Origin of the sequence: Chitinivorax sp. B, assembly GCF_005503445.1 — a bacterium.
Lineage (GTDB): Bacteria > Pseudomonadota > Gammaproteobacteria > Burkholderiales > SCOH01 > Chitinivorax.
Genome location: NZ_SCOH01000012.1, coordinates 67,159 through 84,737 on the forward strand (window position 1 = coordinate 67,159; position 17,579 = coordinate 84,737).

16 protein-coding genes and 1 riboswitch are annotated in these 17,579 nt (G+C 52.2%); of the genes, 3 read left to right on the forward strand and 13 right to left on the reverse strand.

The window, feature by feature from the left end:
* Positions 1 to 17: 17 nt before the first annotated feature.
* The 4 genes from FFS57_RS09520 to ndk all read right to left on the reverse strand — a co-directional run bounded on the left by FFS57_RS09520 (position 18) and on the right by ndk (position 3,193).
* On the reverse strand, positions 18 to 803 hold the full coding sequence (locus tag FFS57_RS09520) for a RodZ domain-containing protein (protein ID WP_249383955.1): 786 nt from the start codon (positions 801 to 803) through the stop codon (positions 18 to 20).
* 108 nt (positions 804 to 911) lie between these two features.
* A complete protein-coding gene (gene pilW, locus FFS57_RS09525) occupies positions 912 to 1,658 on the reverse strand; it encodes a type IV pilus biogenesis/stability protein PilW (protein WP_137937556.1) in 747 nt (248 codons plus the stop codon).
* Positions 1,655 to 2,740: a dual-specificity RNA methyltransferase RlmN gene (gene rlmN / locus FFS57_RS09530; protein ID WP_137937557.1), complete on the reverse strand. Its 1,086-nt coding sequence runs from the start codon at positions 2,738 to 2,740 to the stop codon at positions 1,655 to 1,657. The genes pilW and rlmN overlap by 4 nt, the downstream gene beginning before the upstream one ends.
* Before the next feature lie 27 nt (positions 2,741 to 2,767).
* A complete protein-coding gene (gene ndk / locus FFS57_RS09535; protein WP_137937558.1) occupies positions 2,768 to 3,193 on the reverse strand; it encodes a nucleoside-diphosphate kinase in 426 nt (141 codons plus the stop codon).
* Between the two features lie 615 nt (positions 3,194 to 3,808).
* Here ndk and FFS57_RS25170 point away from each other — a divergent pair.
* Positions 3,809 to 4,351, forward strand: coding sequence for an SPOR domain-containing protein (locus FFS57_RS25170; RefSeq protein WP_171013791.1), 543 nt, complete (start codon positions 3,809 to 3,811; stop codon positions 4,349 to 4,351).
* A gap of 78 nt (positions 4,352 to 4,429) precedes the next feature.
* On the opposite strand, the gene FFS57_RS09545 is transcribed toward FFS57_RS25170, so the two are convergent.
* From FFS57_RS09545 to rpsT, 3 genes are all read right to left on the reverse strand, one after another.
* On the reverse strand, positions 4,430 to 5,317 hold the full coding sequence (locus FFS57_RS09545) for a cobalamin-binding protein (RefSeq protein ID WP_137937560.1): 888 nt from the start codon (positions 5,315 to 5,317) through the stop codon (positions 4,430 to 4,432).
* Positions 5,314 to 7,119 carry a TonB-dependent receptor domain-containing protein gene (locus tag FFS57_RS09550; protein WP_137937561.1) on the reverse strand — a complete coding sequence of 602 codons (1,806 nt, stop codon included), beginning with the start codon at positions 7,117 to 7,119 and terminating at the stop codon, positions 5,314 to 5,316. Before FFS57_RS09550 ends, FFS57_RS09545 begins: the two co-directional genes overlap by 4 nt.
* 133 nt (positions 7,120 to 7,252) lie before the next feature.
* A riboswitch (cobalamin riboswitch) is annotated at positions 7,253 to 7,455 on the reverse strand.
* Positions 7,456 to 7,534: 79 nt separating this feature from the next.
* Positions 7,535 to 7,798: a 30S ribosomal protein S20 gene (gene rpsT, locus FFS57_RS09555; protein WP_137937562.1), complete on the reverse strand. Its 264-nt coding sequence runs from the start codon at positions 7,796 to 7,798 to the stop codon at positions 7,535 to 7,537.
* A 119-nt stretch (positions 7,799 to 7,917) separates the two neighbouring features.
* Between rpsT and murJ the strand changes: the two genes are divergently transcribed.
* Positions 7,918 to 9,459, forward strand: coding sequence for a murein biosynthesis integral membrane protein MurJ (gene murJ / locus FFS57_RS09560; RefSeq protein WP_137937563.1), 1,542 nt, complete (start codon positions 7,918 to 7,920; stop codon positions 9,457 to 9,459).
* Between the two features lie 105 nt (positions 9,460 to 9,564).
* On the opposite strand, the gene FFS57_RS09565 is transcribed toward murJ, so the two are convergent.
* The 4 genes from FFS57_RS09565 to FFS57_RS09580 all read right to left on the reverse strand — a co-directional run bounded on the left by FFS57_RS09565 (position 9,565) and on the right by FFS57_RS09580 (position 14,288).
* Positions 9,565 to 10,887 carry a TldD/PmbA family protein gene (locus tag FFS57_RS09565; RefSeq protein ID WP_137937564.1) on the reverse strand — a complete coding sequence of 441 codons (1,323 nt, stop codon included), beginning with the start codon at positions 10,885 to 10,887 and terminating at the stop codon, positions 9,565 to 9,567.
* On the reverse strand, positions 10,884 to 12,323 hold the full coding sequence (locus FFS57_RS09570; RefSeq protein ID WP_137937565.1) for a TldD/PmbA family protein: 1,440 nt from the start codon (positions 12,321 to 12,323) through the stop codon (positions 10,884 to 10,886). The genes FFS57_RS09565 and FFS57_RS09570 overlap by 4 nt, the downstream gene beginning before the upstream one ends.
* A gap of 59 nt (positions 12,324 to 12,382) precedes the next feature.
* Positions 12,383 to 13,669, reverse strand: a complete 1,287-nt coding sequence (locus tag FFS57_RS09575; RefSeq protein ID WP_171013793.1) for an MFS transporter — start codon at positions 13,667 to 13,669, stop codon at positions 12,383 to 12,385.
* A 253-nt stretch (positions 13,670 to 13,922) separates the two neighbouring features.
* The gene (locus tag FFS57_RS09580; RefSeq protein WP_137937567.1) at positions 13,923 to 14,288 is read right to left on the reverse strand and encodes a hypothetical protein; all 366 of its coding nucleotides are present in this window, start codon (positions 14,286 to 14,288) and stop codon (positions 13,923 to 13,925) included.
* A gap of 141 nt (positions 14,289 to 14,429) precedes the next feature.
* Here FFS57_RS09580 and FFS57_RS09585 point away from each other — a divergent pair, with 141 nt between their 5' ends.
* Positions 14,430 to 15,245, forward strand: coding sequence for a helix-turn-helix domain-containing protein (locus tag FFS57_RS09585; protein WP_171013795.1), 816 nt, complete (start codon positions 14,430 to 14,432; stop codon positions 15,243 to 15,245).
* Between the two features lie 137 nt (positions 15,246 to 15,382).
* Here FFS57_RS09585 and FFS57_RS09590 read toward each other — a convergent pair whose 3' ends face one another.
* Positions 15,383 to 16,159 (reverse strand): hypothetical protein, encoded by a 777-nt coding sequence (locus FFS57_RS09590; RefSeq protein WP_137937569.1) that lies wholly within the window; start codon positions 16,157 to 16,159, stop codon positions 15,383 to 15,385.
* Positions 16,160 to 16,718: 559 nt separating this feature from the next.
* Positions 16,719 to 17,450: a YoaK family protein gene (locus tag FFS57_RS09595; protein ID WP_137937570.1), complete on the reverse strand. Its 732-nt coding sequence runs from the start codon at positions 17,448 to 17,450 to the stop codon at positions 16,719 to 16,721.
* Positions 17,451 to 17,579: the final 129 nt, after the last annotated feature.

Sequence of the window (17,579 nt, forward strand, 5' to 3'; positions counted from 1 at the left end):
CCACTGGGTTACCCCAATCAATTCAACTCAAAGCGCGCCACATTTACTTTGACATATGGCGCCAAATCAATTGGTTTACCGTTATATGTAAGCTTAACCTGTGTTGCATTCCCAACAATCAGTTTGAATGGCGGCTTACCTTGTAGTATTTCTTCCTGACCAGGCCTGAACAGCTTTGATATTAACCTCCTACCATCAGCATCACGCACGTCAACCCAAGATTCACCATCAAAATTCAGCTTGATAGCAGTGCCACCACTAACGGGACCGGGCAATTGATTTTGAACCGCCGCAGAAGATGGCATGGGAGGAGCAACAGAAACAGATTGTGGAGCACTGGCAGGCGGCATAACCGGCGCTGATGGCGCAGTTTTCATCACGAGCGAAGGCGCACTGGTCGTAACATCAACCGGCTCAACCACTTCTTGCGATGTTGCCGGGGCGGCCATATGAAGCTCTGGTTCGGATGTCGGACGCAAAAATATGAAGTAAAACACAAAACCGGCCACAACAGCAGCCACCGTCCCCATTAAAACCACAGAAAAGCCACCCCGATCAGCTGACATTGAATAGCCAGGCTCAACTGTAATGCGCGGCATACGTCCTTCCAACTTGACAGGCGCCATCTCTGCATCAGCAGGCAGAAGCTGGGAGACACGGTCAATCAGCAGCCCAGCATCCAGCCCCAACAATTTTGCATAGTTCCGGATAAATCCCTTGACAAACGTATTACCAGGCAAATCATCAAAGCGATCTGCTTCCAATGCTTCAACTTGTCGGCGTGACAGCTTGAGTTTAGCCACTACTTCATCAATGCTGAGTGACTGACGCAAACGCTCCGCTTTCAGCTCACTTCCGGGACCTTGTCTGACAACCGGCTGATCAATCAGTGTTGTTTCGTTGCTCATGCACTATCGTCCGTTCGCTGCAAGCTCGGCTTCTTTAGAATTTGGGTACAATTTTTTCAACTTGGTCAGATATCGAGCTTCTGCCTGCGTGTCATTCAGCTTGCGTTCAGTTTGCACTGCCAACCAAAGCACTTCCGCAGTTCCATCCGAATTCTGGAAGAAACGACCAAAGTAAGCTCGTGCTTCCTTGTAGTTCTCCAATCGGAAATATGCGGATGCCAACCCAGCCAATGCGACCGGGAAATCAGCATTGATAGCAAGTGCCTGGGCATATTCGTTTCGAGCACCTTCTGCATCGCCCCGTTGCAACTTGCAATCCGCCGATGCAACCCAGGTTTTTTCTGGTGTCTGATACAAAGGGTTTCGCAAGGCGGCTTGGAAATATCGGTTCGAGTCCTCACCTTTCCGGTAGCGGCAAAGGAATAGGCCGTAATTGTGATTGACGTTGGAGTCGGCAGGAGCATACTGCACTGCTTTACGGAAGTATTCATCAGCTGCCTGATACTCCTTAAGCTCCGCAAAGATCAGGCCCAACATATTGAAAGCTGGCCCATAATCAGGTGCTGCGCGCAGCGCTGCACGGGCTTCATCAATGGCGACTGAAAACTCACGCAAGCTGAAATACTGAGCTGCAAGCTCAGTATGCAGTTTGGCACTCATTGCCGCATTGCTCTCGGCATACGCAGAGGAACTTACCACACCGACGGCGAGCACTGCAGCCGACAGTACCCCACACATCGTTTTATTCATGACCTGATCTCCGTCAACCTTCTGAATTGTCGTTTCGTTTTATCTTGAACCTGACCAGCCAACTGACCACAGGCTGCATCAATATCATCACCACGTGTCTTGCGGGTTGTCACGATATAGCCAGCCTCTATCAGCGTATCACGGAAGCGGCGAATCTGGTCGTTTGACGATCGATCGTAGCCAGAGTTCGGAAACGGGTTGAACGGAATCAAATTGAATTTACATGGCACATCACGCGTTAATGAGACCAACTCCTGCGCATGTGCCAATGTGTCATTGACACCATCGAGCATGACATATTCGAAAGTGACAAAGTCACGGGGTGCCTTTTCAAGATAGCGCAGACAAGCAGCCATCAGCTCTTTAAGCGGATATTTCTTGTTGATTGGGACGATCTCGTCACGCAGCTTGTCATTAGGCGCATGCAGACTAACCGCCAGTGCAACCGGACAGGCCTCACGCAGGCGATCCATCGCCGGCACCAACCCGGAGGTCGACAAGGTCACACGACGGCGAGATAGGCCATAGCCATGGTCATCCAACATGATACGCATCGCGGTAACGACATTATCGAAATTGGCGAGCGGCTCACCCATTCCCATCATGACCACATTGGATATGATGCGGTCGCCTTTCGGGTCACGCCCAAGCGACTTATTGGCCCACCACAATTGGCCGATGATTTCGGACACTGACAGGTTCCGATTGAACCCCTGACGTCCAGTCGAACAGAACGTACATTCCAGGGCACAGCCAACCTGACTCGACACACACAATGTACCGCGATCATCTTCAGGAATGAAGACAGTCTCGATACCGTTCCCGATACCGACGTCCAGCAGCCACTTTCGCGTACCATCCTCAGAGGACTGACCAATCATTTCACGAGGCACACGTACCTCGGCTTGCGCATTCAACTTTTCACGCAACACCTTGGCGATATCAGTCATCTCGTTGAAATCAGCCGCACCAAAGTGATGCATCCAGCGCATCACTTGCTTGGCACGAAATGGCTTTTCACCGATTTCAGCAAAGTACGCGGTCAGACCATCGAGATCAAAGTCGAGCAGGTTGGTTTTCATACAGCGATACTGCCTACTGAATCCGAGTTAACGACTATAAACTTCGGATGATGCAAAGAAGTAGGCGATTTCGATTGCAGCATTTTCAGCGCTATCAGAACCGTGTACGGCATTTGCGTCGATCGAGTCAGCGAAATCTGCACGAATAGTGCCCTTGTCAGCCTTCTTCGGATCGGTTGCACCCATCAGTTCGCGGTTCTTAGCAATGGCACCCTCACCCTCCAGCGCCTGGATCATCACTGGGCCGGAAATCATGAACTCAACCAGATCCTTGAAGAAAGGGCGCTCTTTGTGAACAGCGTAGAAGCCTTCAGCCTCAGCACGAGACAAGTGCGTCATCTTGGCTGCGACGACTTTCAAGCCTGCAGTTTCAAAGCGGGAATAGATCTGGCCAATTACATTTTTGGCAACGGCATCCGGCTTAACAATCGACAGCGTGCGTTCAACAGCCATTAAACTCTCCAATAAAATCAATATTCAAGGAAACAAACTGCAAGTTTATTTTACGTTTACAAGCGAACTGCTTATAAAATAAACGCGACCCGCCATTTTAGCACGGCTTAACCATCCGCCCAAAACTTATGCACAAACGGATAGCGCGGGGCGTCATGCATCGCAAGTAGCGTAATCAACGCCGTACCAGCATGGACAATGCGATGAACCAGGGAGCTTGAGGTGGCAGAACAAAAACGACCCGACCTTGATCAAGATGCAGTTGATGAACAACGTGAAATCAAGCAACGCTTGATACGCCGCATTGGCATTGCAGTAGCGCTAATTGGTGGCACTGCACTGACACTCTCTCTGATCGACAGAGTCGATCTGGGCCAATTATTTACGAAAACTCCACCAGAAAAGGTTATTGAACCTACATCTCCCCAGCCAATGCCCCCCGCTCAGCCAGCTCCCCCGAAAATCGTTACCCCAACCGCCGACGTTGCACAACCCATCGCTGCAGAGTCGACAACCAACAGACAACCCGACGAAACAGAAACCGTAAGCCCAACCACACAGACAGAGGCAATCAGTCCGGCCATCTCAGCCACCAAGCCGGGGATATCACCCACATTGGCACCCAATATTGCAAACAGCGAAAATACCAACAAATCAGCCAGTGAATCAGCCAGTGAAAGTGAAAAACCGGGCCATCGACCACCTCTACCACAGATTGAGTCGCCATCAGCCACTTCAACCTCCCACCGCCTACCACCCAAGCTGGTAACGCATCCGGTCGAACCGACGATTGCCCAACCGGCAACCGCTTCTCCAATCCCCCCTAAATCCAAACCAAGCGCCCAATCGAATCAACCCAGCGCCCCAGTAACAGCGGCTCCAGCCAGCCCTACCGTACCAACCGTGCAACCCCACCCGATTAGATCAAAAACTGTGGCCCCTCAAGCCTTTTCCGTTCAAGTGGGAATTTTTGCCAATTATGAAAATGCGAAGTCATTAGCAGAAAGATTGAATGAAAATGGTGTAAATGCCCATATCGAAAGTCGTGTACAAGTCGGGCCATTCAAGAACAAGGCAGAAGCTGACGAAACCATGCGCAAACTGAAGGCTATGGGTATTCACTCAGTTCTAGTATCAATTGGAAATACAAACAACTAACACCACATCATGACAGTGCTCCCTGCGCAGGACGAGGTAAATGAATAGTCAACCCGAAGTACTCGCCACCAGTAGGTGTTAACGTTGTTTACGTACTATCCGTCGATGCTGACGAGCCTGATCCAGTAAATGACAAACTTGCACAGCCCCGTCCAACACACGGGGTGATGGCCTGGATATCAAACTGGATGAAATGGAAAACAGGTTACGATAACGCACTGCACGCATTGTGGGCCAACGCCCCCATACCGACGGCTCACCATGCGACCGACCTGCTTCCAATATCACTTCAGGATCAGCAGCCAGTACACTTTCCGATGAAACAAGCGGGGTCAACGACACCAACCGTCCAAACACATTTCGCCCACCACACAGGTGAATCACATCGCTAATCAGGTGCATCTGATTAATGGTAGTTAGCGGCTTATCCCAAATGGGATAGAACACTGCGATTGACTCACGTTGCCGATACAAACCAGATAACTCCGTCAACTTTTGACGATACGTCAAAGCCGCCGCCTTCGCGGCAACTTGCGTGTCCGCCAAGATCCCCATCGCTTCAATACTATCCGCCACACCAGCCAGTCGACTGGGCTGAGACCAAAATATCGGGATCCCTAATTCAACCAGCTTCGCAACCTGCCTAGGTGCACTCCCGCTTTGCCAAGCAACGACCAAATCAGGCTTCAGCGCAACAATTCGCTCTATGGCCAAACTGTTGTAATCTGCCACCTGCGGCAACTTGGCAGCCTCGGGCGGGAAATCGCTATAAGCACTCACCGCCACCAACCGATCACCAGCCCCCGCCGCAAATATCAATTCCGTTACATGGGGCGCCAAGCTCACAATGCGCTTGGCAGGCGCCCGCAGGCGCACCACCAATCCGGCATCATCAGTCACTTGAACAGGGGCGGCGACAGCACCAGCCATTCCCAGCCACCAGATCACCCAACCCAATCTGATCATTTCAACTGATAACTCAAGCTGACAAAACCACCACGACCAGATTGATTGTAGCCCCGAGCAAGTTCATAACGCTTATCTGCAACATTATTCACACGGGCACCCAACACCACCCCTCGGGCCAACGGCACATCCACACCAAGATTAAGCAATCCGTAGCCTGCAAGGCGTTGAGTGTTCGCAACATCATCGTACCGCTCACCACTAGCCAGCCACTCCACCTGCCAACGCGCGCCCTCCATATCACTGGCAATGCGAATGCTGCCATGACGCTTGGCACGCCGTGGCAACAGCTTGCCCGTTTCTATATTCTTGGGCTGCTGCCAGTCAACATTACCAGCAAGTTCAAAACCTGCGATACGCGTCCCCAGCTCCATAGTTGAGCCACGCAGATTGGCGCGTTGAATGTTTCCAATATCAAAAGTGAACGGATCGATCGCAATCATGTCAACCACCCGATTACGGTAAGTTGTCAAACCAAAACGATTGACACCCTTACGATAGGACAGGGCCAGCTCTGCATTACGTGAATTTTCTGGCTTCAAATTCGGGTTATTGAAACCCGGGTAGTACAAATCGTTAAAAGTTGGCGCCTTGAAAGCCTTTGCCCAAGCGGCCCTTGCTTGCCACCCTTCCCCAAACTCATAACCGAGCGCTGCGCCACCAGTACTATGGCCACCAAACTGCGAGTTACGATCTCGACGCACGCTTGCCTGCCAGCTTAGTTTCCCCATCCGTTGCTGCAACATCGCCGCCAAACCTTTGACGGTGCGGGTGCTGACATCATAGCGCGTATTACTTGTCACCTCCTGGCACAAGTGATCAGCCACCACACTGAACACCCCGCCAGTGATATCGATATCTTGCTGCCAAGTTAATTGGCGCTGCATAGTCTCGAACAGATCATTCTGGGCAATATAGAGATTCTCATAGCGATCCTTACTTTGACCAACTTGAACACGGCTCCGCCATCCAGCTGCCAATTGATTGGTTGATGTCAATTGAGCCGACGCCAGTTGTTGCCTTGCTCGATAGTCGCTATCTGCGGGATCGGGGTAACTGCCATCGTAATGAACCTCACCACGACTTGCATTGAGCGTTGCCGCAATATCATGACCTTCACGCCATTCATGCGTTACACCAGCCGCCAGCCCAAGGTTGCGATATCCATCACGATCCGGGTTGAATGCACCAGATTCAATCCGATCGTTAGTTGCGCTGATGCCCTTTGTGTAGACATGACTGACATTCAAGTTGGCACGTGTCGCAGCACTGCCGCCCGCCAATCCTGCAGACAACTCACTAAGCCCTTCATTTCCCAGCAAAATCCTTGCACTGGCAGTTGTCCCCTTACGGGTAAATAGCTGGATAACCCCACCGATCGCATCCGCCCCATACAAACTACTGGACGGTCCGCGCAATACCTCAATACGCTCGATCTGATCCAGATTCAGCCGTTCCAGCGCTGCACCACCGCTAGTGGCAGATCCAACCCGCACGCCATCGATCAGCACAACCGTCTGATTAGAATTGGCACCGCGCAAAAATACGCCACTGATTGCCCCCAAACCGCCATTTTGACTAACTTCCACGCCGGGCAACTGCCGTAGCAGCTCTGGCACTGACGATGCGCCACTGCGTTCTATTTGATCACGTGAAATCAATGAGATATCAGCCAGCGCTTTGGCAACGGGCTGTGGCAACCTAGCAGCGGTAACGACAATTGGTTCAGTGGATGACGTTACCGCGAATGAAGTAACAGAGAAGGTGACGGTAAACAGACCGGCAAGTTGGTGATGTTTCATAACAGGCTCCCTGCAAGCTACACTCAGGTAGCTTGCCACATGCTTGCCCCTCGCAAGCACAAATCAACAACCGGGAGGCAGCGCGAGAACGGGTCACGCCAAAGACAATCCAGACCAGTCGACACCCCGCGACCTCCCACCGTACGTTCAGGCCGGTCTCCTGGCTTGCAAGACTTCCACATCGCCTTCCCAGGGAGCTGGTGGCATGATTGACGTGGCGCACTTGCTTACAGTTGCGGGGGCAGCTTGGGCATAGCAACGATAAAACCGCAGCGCACCCAATTCCCAGTTTCACCTGCCGATGACACGGCAGACACCTGAAGCGGTGCGCAGTATACAAGGTTTCAAATTTGACCGGGCAATAAAAAACCCGACCTATAAAGGCCGGGTTTTTCATGAATTCCGCTTGAAGCGATTAGGCCATAGCCTTGATCGCTGCAGACAGGCGGCTCTTATGACGCGCTGCCTTGTTCTTGTGGAAAATCTTCTTGTCAGCAATACGGTCGATCACACCAACCGATTCCTGAAACACTTGCTGAGCAGCGTTTTTATCGCCAGCTTCGATTGCTTTGAGAACTTTCTTGATCGCGGTACGGAAAGCAGAACGCTGGCTGGCATTGCGCGCGCGGGCAAGGTCAGCCTGGCGAGCACGTTTACGGGCTTGTGCGCTGTTTGCCATGCTTAGTCAACTCCTAGTGAATTAGGCATTTGTAAAAACGCGCAATCATACGTGTTCTTACCCGGCAATGCAAGAATCGCGTATGATACGCCGCGCCTGAGAGTTCACAGCTTAAACTTATGAATCTATTGAAAGCGCTGACTACCGTCAGCGGCATGACCTTGGTTTCGCGCATCCTGGGTTTCCTGCGCGAGGCGATCATTTCCCATACGTTCGGCGCCAGTGCCGCGACGGACGCTTTTTTTACGGCGTTCAAGCTCCCCAACCTGTTGCGGCGAATCTTTGCAGAAGGTGCGTTCTCTCAAGCATTTGTCCCTGTCTTGGCCGAATATAAATCCCAACGTGACGAATCTGAAACCCGACTTTTGGTTGCCCGGGTTACTGGCACCTTGGCATTCGCACTCTTTATTGTCACCGCCATCGGTATGCTGGCTGCACCTGCTGTAATCTACATGACCGCACCTGGCTTCTCCAAAAATGCCGACAAGTTTGCGTTGGCTTGTGACATGCTGCGGGTCACCTTTCCTTATATTCTGTTGATTTCCCTGTCATCGTTGGCTGGTAGCATACTCAATACTTATAACAAGTTCTCGATCCCTGCATTTACGCCAACCTTGCTCAACATTTCGTTGATCCTGTTTTCTGTATGGCTGGCTCCATACTTCGATCCCCCCGCTATGGCATTAGCCTGGGGTGTATTGGTTGGCGGCGTTGCCCAGCTGTTTTTCCAATTACCTTATTTGCGACAAATTGGGATGCTGCCTCGTCCTCGACTTGGGTTAAAAGACGAAGCTGTGATGCGCATCCTGAAGAAAATGGGGCCGGCCGTTCTGGGGGTATCGGTTGCGCAAGTCAGTCTGATCATCAATACCATGCTGGCATCACTACTACCAGATGGCAGCATCTCCTGGATGAACTATGCAGACCGTTTGATGGAATTCCCAACAGGTGTGCTGGGGGTGGCCCTGGGGACAATTCTGCTACCTAGCTTGTCAAAACATCATGCCTCAAACAATACCGAGGAATATAGCAGGTTGCTGGACTGGGGATTGCGACTATGTCTGCTATTGTCGGTACCCGCCATGTGCGCACTGGCCGTGCTTTCCGAACCGCTGATTGGCACCTTGTTTGTACATGGCAAATTTTCTGCCTATGACATGCAGATGACTCAGCGTGCATTGATCGCCTATTCAGTCGGCTTATTGGGTCTTATCAGCATCAAGATTCTGGCCCCCGGCTTTTATGCTCGAGGTGACACCAAGACTCCTGTACGCATCGGCATGGTGACCTTGGGTCTAACACAAGTGATGAATGTGATCTTCATGTTCATCATCCCATTGCAACACGCCGGGTTGGCCCTATCGATCGGGATTGCCTCTTGCTTCAACGCTGGCATGCTCTACCTGCGCTCGCGCCAACAAGGTTTTTACATGCCACGACCGGGCTGGCGCAAATTTCTGGCAAAGGTTTGCGCCGCATCACTAGTCATGGCCGGGCTGTGCTACTGGACTGCCCAGCAACTTGGAGGCTGGACACAGGCTGCAGCACTGACCCGCGCTTGGCAGTTGACTGCGGTAGTTGCACTGGGTGCTGCCAGCTATTTTGTAATGCTACTGGCGATGGGCGTCAGGCCGCGGCAATTTGCACGCAAGGAACAGTAAGCGAAAAGCCCAAGGCTATTGTAAAGAACAACTGGGTTCACACTTGCCGAAACGAAAGGCCATGCCTCCGAGGCATGGCCTTTTCCATTTTGCAGCCAGATTCGCTTACAACACCAGCGTCATTTCCGACAATAACGCACCAGGCAATAACATGCTATTGCTTTGGCGGCTATCATAAGTCTGCGTTTCCACCAACAAATCCCGTTCACGAGTCAAGGCAGCGAGATTGCTACCCAGCATCCGGAACAAGCTATCGTCGAACCGCATGACATTCAATGGCGCAACAATTTCACCATTTTCCACCCAGAAAGTGGCAAAGCGGGTCATCCCTGTTACTCGACAATTGATACGATCCGAGAAATTGAGATACCACAGATTGCTGATATAAAGCCCCGTACCCAATTCTGCCAAGGCACGGTCTTGCGGCAAGTCGCCAGCAGCCATTTGCAAAGACTCGAAGCCCTCACTGCCATCTGCCCCATTGGTGACAACACCATACTCCTTGGCAGTTCTGGGCGAGATCAAGCTACCAGCAAAACGCCCTTCCCTGATCAGATCAACATGAGCTGGCTTGATGAATCCTTCCGCCTGAAAAGCAGGGGCCAGTCCTTCTACAGTATGCTCCCGCAGATTAACCATCGGATTCAACGATAATTCATCATCAGCCAGTTTGATCAATGAGCTACGTTTGGTACGCAAGCTTTTTTCCGAAAAGCCATCCCAATTCATCATGCCCATCAACTCGCCCATTGCATCTGGTGTCAGATAGGCACGATATTGTCCTGGTGCGATGGTGCGGGCTGGTTTCTGAAGTAGCAGCAACTGCGCCGCAGCATGATCAAATTTATGATGGAACTGCTCGCGTTGCCATTCAGTTGCGGCATATCCTGCTTTGACCGCCTTATCACCACCTGCATATAGGCTCCAGTCCAGGCTAAAACTGGCGGTTTCATGCCAATTGCGCTGCCCCCAGCTGTTGGCAAAACCAGAGAACATTGGACCACTGGCCAGAAAACCGACAAAGTCATACCCATTGGCCGCAGCGACCACATCCTCTACCATGGCCTCACTGGCAGGCAGTCGGGATGATTCATATCGGTCTCCAGCTTGTGGGATGGTGTTCAAGAGCAGATGCGGATCGTCAGCCACGTCCACCAACAGATCTCGCAAGTGTGCCAACGCACCGCCTACGCGATTCTGATCAGCTTCGACCATGCCAGTCAGCGCCAGCGAGATGGCCACATGCTTCTGGCCACGAATCAGTCGCAAGCTCAAATACAGTTGTTGTACTTCGCCAGCCTGACGTACCTTGCCATGATTGAAACGGACAAAGTCAGACCGTTCACCCGATAACCAGGCGGTGTAGTCTTCCCCGCCATGGAGGCGAGACTGGATGAAATCGGCCAGGTCGTAAAAATAACTTTTCATTCTTCCCCCCCAAACACATCCACACCACCAAATAGGCAAGCTGGCGACGCATGTCCGACGCGAATCACCTGGCTGGGTTCTCCCTTGCCACAGAATGGCGTACCCATCACATCAAACGTGCTATGGTCACCGACTGCTTTCAGCGATCGCCAGAATGTGGCCGAAATACCACGATAGTTGGGATTCTTGACTACATGCTGAATCTGACCATTCTTGATCAACCATCCCTTTTCGCAACCAAACTGGAATTTGTTGCGTGAGTCATCGATTGACCAGCTGACATTGGTATCCATCATTACACCGTACTCTATGCCACCGATCATCTCATCCAGGGTCTTGTCCCCCAGCTCGACATTCAGATTGGCCATGCGGTCGATCGGCGGGCGATTCCACGAGCAGGCGCGAGAATTGGCAACGCCATCAGTCCCTGCACGGGCCTGGCTGATGGTGCCACCCAACGGACGCTTCAGCAGGCCATTTTCGATCAATAAGGTTTTCTGGACAGCAGTACCATCGTCGTCCCAGCCATAGGCCGCAAATTCATTCTGCAACGTCGGATCGTAGCTGACGTTCAACAATGCCGAGCCGTACTGATAATGGCCAAACATGTCGAGCGTGACGAAACTGGTGCCTGCATAGTTGCGCTCATCCCCCAGAATCCGGTCCAGTTCCAGCGGGTGGCCGATGGATTCATGAATTTGCAGCATCATCTGTTCCGGCTTCAGCAGAAGATCCATATTGCCACTTGGGCAATTGGGTGCCGCGAGCAATTCCAGTGCTTCTTCTGCCACACGGCGCCCCGAGCCGAACAAACCAGACTGATGGATGATCTCCATCCCGCCCTGGCGGCAATAACCGTTATATTGCCCCCCCAAACTACGCGACTGACTGTCGCCATCGCCAAAAGCCGTCACCACCAGACCAGGCACCACGAAGTCAAACTGCTGCTCAACCTCAGCACCATCATGTGTCAGGTAAAGCTGGTGGCTTTGCTTGAATTCAATGAATGCATGCCAATCGACAATCTTGTCGTTGACTTTGCAAGCCTGCGATTCAGCCATTAGCAGATCAAGTAGTTCACGACGTGAAGCACGAGGCACCACAGGTGTCGGGCTTTGATAGCGGCCTACCGGACGGGGCAAGGCCACGCTGCTGTAGTCAAATACCGAGTGCTGGCGACTCGCATCCGCCCAGGCCTTGGCTCGCTCCAGCGCTTTGGACAATCCTGTGGCCGACACATCAGAAGTAGCGGCATAACCATACCCACCACGATGAATAACGGTGATCATCACCCCACCATCCAGCGTCATACTGGCAGGTTGCTCTACGTCTTGCCGCACCGAATAGGTTTCACTGCGCTCCTCCACCCACCGCAGCGAACAGAATTCCACGCCAGGGTTAAGCTGGCGGAAGCGTTGTCTGACTTCCTCAATCATGCTGCTTTCTCCTGAGATGCCACGGTACGTAACGGATACAGCCTACCGTCACGGCCGGGCTATTTGAGTTCAAACGCACTCGGATAGGTGCGTTGGTAATAGTCCTTCACCTCATCATGAGACAGGCTCAGGAAGTGCTTGAATCCGGGTAACACCATGTAGCCGGTAATCATGATGCCCATAATGGTGCCATAGGCAATATACAGCTGATCGACCTGTAACCTCAGCAATGCAATACCAGCCAAAGTCGCACCAATGGCACTACCTGATTCGTAAATGGCCATGTTCACTGCCATCAATCGACCGCGGAAGTTCTCCGGCACAGCCAACATCCGATGCGTCTGGCCATTCAGTACAAAGCAGGATAAGGAAATACCCACCAAAGCAAAACAGATCGACAGCAACACCGGTTGCTGCAATACCCCGGCCAGGATGATGCCGACCGACTCGCCGGCGATCGACAACAGATTGACGTGGAAACGCCCAAAGCGTGCATTCAACCGACGCGCAACGACCAAGGGACCCAGCATCATGCCGATCGACAGCCCCATTTCCACCACACCCAGCCATCCACCCGACAGGCCGTGATGCTTGATCAGCAAGGGCACCAACATACCGGTCGCCGGCGCAAAAAAGATGATGTACAGGAAGGACAAGGAGGTCCAGTAACGCTCCAGCGGAATGCGCCAGCGGACCACGATACCTTGTTGAAAATCATGCCACCATTGCTTGAGCGAGGGCCGGCCCGCTGCCTTGCGCAACATGGGCGGAATATAGAAGGTGACACCTGCTGCCACCAGCCCGGCCAGTACAGCTAGCCACAACGCGGCAGCCTCACCGGCCACCGCCAGCGCCATCCCACCCAAGGCAGGACCGATGGTACGGCCAAATGCTTGCGCAGACTTTTGCATGGCAAATGCCTGGTGCAGGTGGCCAGGTGGCACGACATCGGCCGCAACCGACATCGACGCCGGAATGATCATTGCCAGACATGCCGCCCCCAGCAATTCCAGGCCGATGATCAGCCGAATATCATAGAAGTGCAGTTGTGCAGCCACCGCCAGTAGAGTGACACCCAAGGTTTTTACCAACAGCGCCCATGCAATCACTTGACGCTTGTCCAAGCGATCGGCAAATGGTGACAATAACGGGGTCAATACCAGTATGACGATGGAGATACAGGCACCGTACAGGGCCAAATCCTTTGCTCCACCGTGACTAGCGATCCACCATGACAGGCCGACCTTTCCCGCCATCAGGCAGATCAGGGTCAGCAAATCAGACAACATGAACAAAGAGAACGAGTGCCCAGTTTCGCGCAGCGATTGACGCAAGGATTCAAGCATGGAGGCAGTGCCAGCGTTGCAAATGCAAAAAATACGGCGAACAGAACGCATCCCATTCCCAAACCCCAGCTGACATCATCTGTTTACACAGATGGCCAGTCAGTTCATCAACTGGGGTTTGGAAACGGCCACATCCCATCCGCCGCCAACATTTTAGGGGACAACTGATACTAGCGCAGGTATGACCGCACTTGATAGGCACAGTTCCCGTGCATTGCGCCCAACACATGCACTCGTACCCATCAGATCTGTTTTATCGCTCGCGTGAACCGGTATGATCAGGTATGGTCCGTAACATGGCGGATGGCCACCAGCTTACCGGTTGGCTGGGCAACCGCATGGGCAACGACAACTGCAAGGCCATTTCACCATCGCGCATTGCAAACAGTTCAAAAAAACCAGCCTCGGCCAAGTCGCACATCACTTCGCGCAGACTACCCAGCGCCACTGCACGATCGGCTGGTTCAGCCTCAACATCGTAGGCAAGGCGGCTCAACGCCACCCAGTCGCGGACTGCCGACAAACAAGCCTCACGCTCGCCCGTCGACCAAGCAGCCAGTCCCAGCCCGGATACAGCTTCTGCTGACGAGCAATGCGACAGGCCGTCGGCTGTTTGCATCGAGTGAACCAACCTGCATGGCGACTGCTGAAGATTTGATCCATCACATTGCATGGGAGACATCCGTATAAGATTGGTTTGCAGCATACCCAAATTCACATACGGCTTGCTATCGATATAATGACGGCTGATAACGCAAACATGCCAAACATGACCAACGTACCGGATCTTTTCGCCTTTTCAATTCGGCAGGAAGAGGCATACCGCTCGCAGGCCCATCACCATTTGGAAGGGCAGTTGTTCTTTCTGATCAGTGGCCTTGTCATCATCAATGCAGGAGAAAGCAGCTGGGTCATGCCGCCTGGCGCGATTGGCTGGGTACCGCCCAACTGCGTACACTCAGCACACAGTTATGGCCCCACGGCTGGCTACTCCAGCTATTTCTCTCCTCAGCTGTGCCGGCAATTGCCTGAACAACCCGCAGTCATGAAAAGCAGCGATCTGATCCCGCCGCTCATTGCACGCATTGCCGAACTGGATCCGACACAGCCAAGAACACCACAACAACAACGATTGATCGATGTCCTGTTGGATGAACTTCAGGTTGCCCCTAATGAGCCGCTCCGGCTGCCGTTTCCGGCCGACCGCCGACTGGCCGCCATCGCACATGCACTGATGGATCAGGTCGCAGATAACCGGGACTTGCCCGCATGGGCCCGATGGGCTGGCATCAGCGCTCGTTCGATCAGCCGCAAATTTGTCGAGGAAACAGGCATGACCTTCGCCCAATGGCGACAGATGGCGCGCTTGGTCAAGGCATTGGAATGGTTAGCAGAGGGGCGTCCCGTGACGGATGTGGGGCTATCACTGGGTTACGACAGTGTCAGCGCATTTATCGCTGCATTCAAGCGCCATTTCGGCAAGACACCAGGCGCCTATTTTACCCAAGCGACAGAAGACAAGGCTGTGCAATGGGCAGCCCCGCTCTGGCCAACAGCCCCTGACATATCGTCATGACAGGGGCTGCAGTCAACAGATTCCTTACCTGACCTGCTGTCTGACACGATCATGATGGGCCGGAATCGCGGGAGGTACGGCTATCATCATGAAAGGCTGTCTACCGCACGCTAGTACAGAAACCCTGACGCGGATCGTTATTGATCCAGTGCCTTACGGGCGGTAACCCGCACTTTACTGATGTAATAGCTGCTAGTACCTTCAAAGCCGGAATCGGTTCCGACAAAGATGGTCAACGCGCCATATTGATCTGTACGAACTTTGATCGGCTTGGCACGATTGTTCAGCACACGCATGCTGAATGGGTTGGTGGCAGTACACTTGCCCGCGCCAGCCAGATTGCCGACAACAACCGCATTGGCACCACTGTTCATTTGATTACCCTTGTCTGCCAGAAAGCGTATCCAGCCATCCAGGTAAACGGCATCAGCTGGCGCAAAGCTGGTTGCACCTACCTTTACCGCGACAGCCTCACCAGGCGCACCACCAATACCATAGCAACCCGTGGCGACATTGGCCAACAGGTTCACATCAATAGTCACGTTGTAGTAAGTCAACGGATGCAACCCACCCAGTGGACGACGTGCATACATGAACAGATCATCACTATGGTTGTTGCCAGACAAATAAATGCCGAATTTATTGTTATGTGGTGCGGGCAAACGGGCGTGCATCGCTGTCAATTGATAGAACGATTCTTCACCATTCGGATAATCGGCAAACCCGGTTTCCCAGCCTTGCAGACCGTCAACAAAGTCAAACGAGTGTTTGAGCTTGTCCATACGCACGGTCAATGTATTGCGCGGGAGAGCTGCTGATTCCGCGATATCGTCATCATTGGCATATGCGCTGCCAGCCACCAGACCGAAGCCCACGATACCACCCGCCAACCATTTCAGTGCTTTGTTTTGCATGATTGCTAACCTTTGTAAGGTAAATTGAACATATGTTGGCCAACGGTAATTGGCCAACAGACGCCACCACGTGTCATGGCAGCGGCCGGATTTTACATAAAAACAAAAAAACTTAAACCTTTTAAAAACTTACGAAACTACAGATACAAACTCATTTACACTGTCACAAATAGTGACTTTCTTAAAAATTTTCATCACAAAACTTCAGCACCAGATTGTAATGAAACAGAATTTCATCACCACATAAAATGTTCAATATTTGATCTTTATCAAAATATTAAAAATATATACATTATTTTGAAATTTATATAATATTCCAAAAAATAGAAGAAACCTTTTCTGGCATTGCCTTGGTTGGTGTGCAACTTTTCGAGAAAGTAAGGCATGCCCACGCAACTTTCCTGCTATTCCTACTGTCAGGGTTTATGCAGGTGAGTACTCAAGGAAAAAGCCGGTTGCTCCGGAGGCCTTGCCGCCATCTTGCGCCTCACCTGATATCGCGATATGAGGCCGATACAGATAATGCAAGGCCTGAAAAATGGAAGATTTGAGCGAGTGCTCAATGACGAAATAAGTGTGCGCAGGATAGCGCCACCAGTGCAATGGCGAGCGGAATGGTGGCGGAAAAACCCACGAACTTGAAACCGAGAGCACCAAGAACCGCCCCCAGAAAGAACGCGATCACCAAGGCCAAGTGAATGCGTAGTTTGCGGCGATTGGCCGCTACCGGCTGGGTATCTTCACCAGTCAGTTGCTGGTTCCAATAACACAGCTTGCCCAATTCGATACCAATATCAGTCACCAAGCCTGTGACATGTGTTGTACGGATTTCGGCATTGGATATCTTGGTGATCAGCGCATTTTGCAAACCCATGATGTAGCACAATAGAATCGCAGTCAGCGATGTGCTGACAATTTCATGTGGCAACAAGGCACCACCAATCAGGCCGAACAATAGCAATAACAAGGCCTCCAGCATCAAAGTCGGTGCATAGATGCTGTGTGGATGATTGCGCTTGGTATAGTTGACCAATAGTGCTGTTGTGGCGGCACCGGCCACAAACGCAGCCATGGACAACAATGCCCCAAGCGCAATGATCACTTGACCCAATACCAGATGATCGGCAGCAGAAGACAGCATGCCAGTCATGTGGGACGTATATTGACCAATCGCCAGAAAGCCCCCGGCATTCAACGCCCCGGCAATGAAGGCCAGCGCAAGACCCAGATGCAGATTGGCGCGTGCACTACGTTGCGGTGCAGTCAGTTGAGAAAGATAGTCAAGCGGCATGAGACTCCAGGCGGGCTCGTCACAAACTAATACAGGCTGCCAGTTTAATTCGTTTTTCAGATGGAAACGATAGACAGGTCGCTTTGTATTCAGGTAGTACCCCACACCGCTGACACATGGTAGTACTGA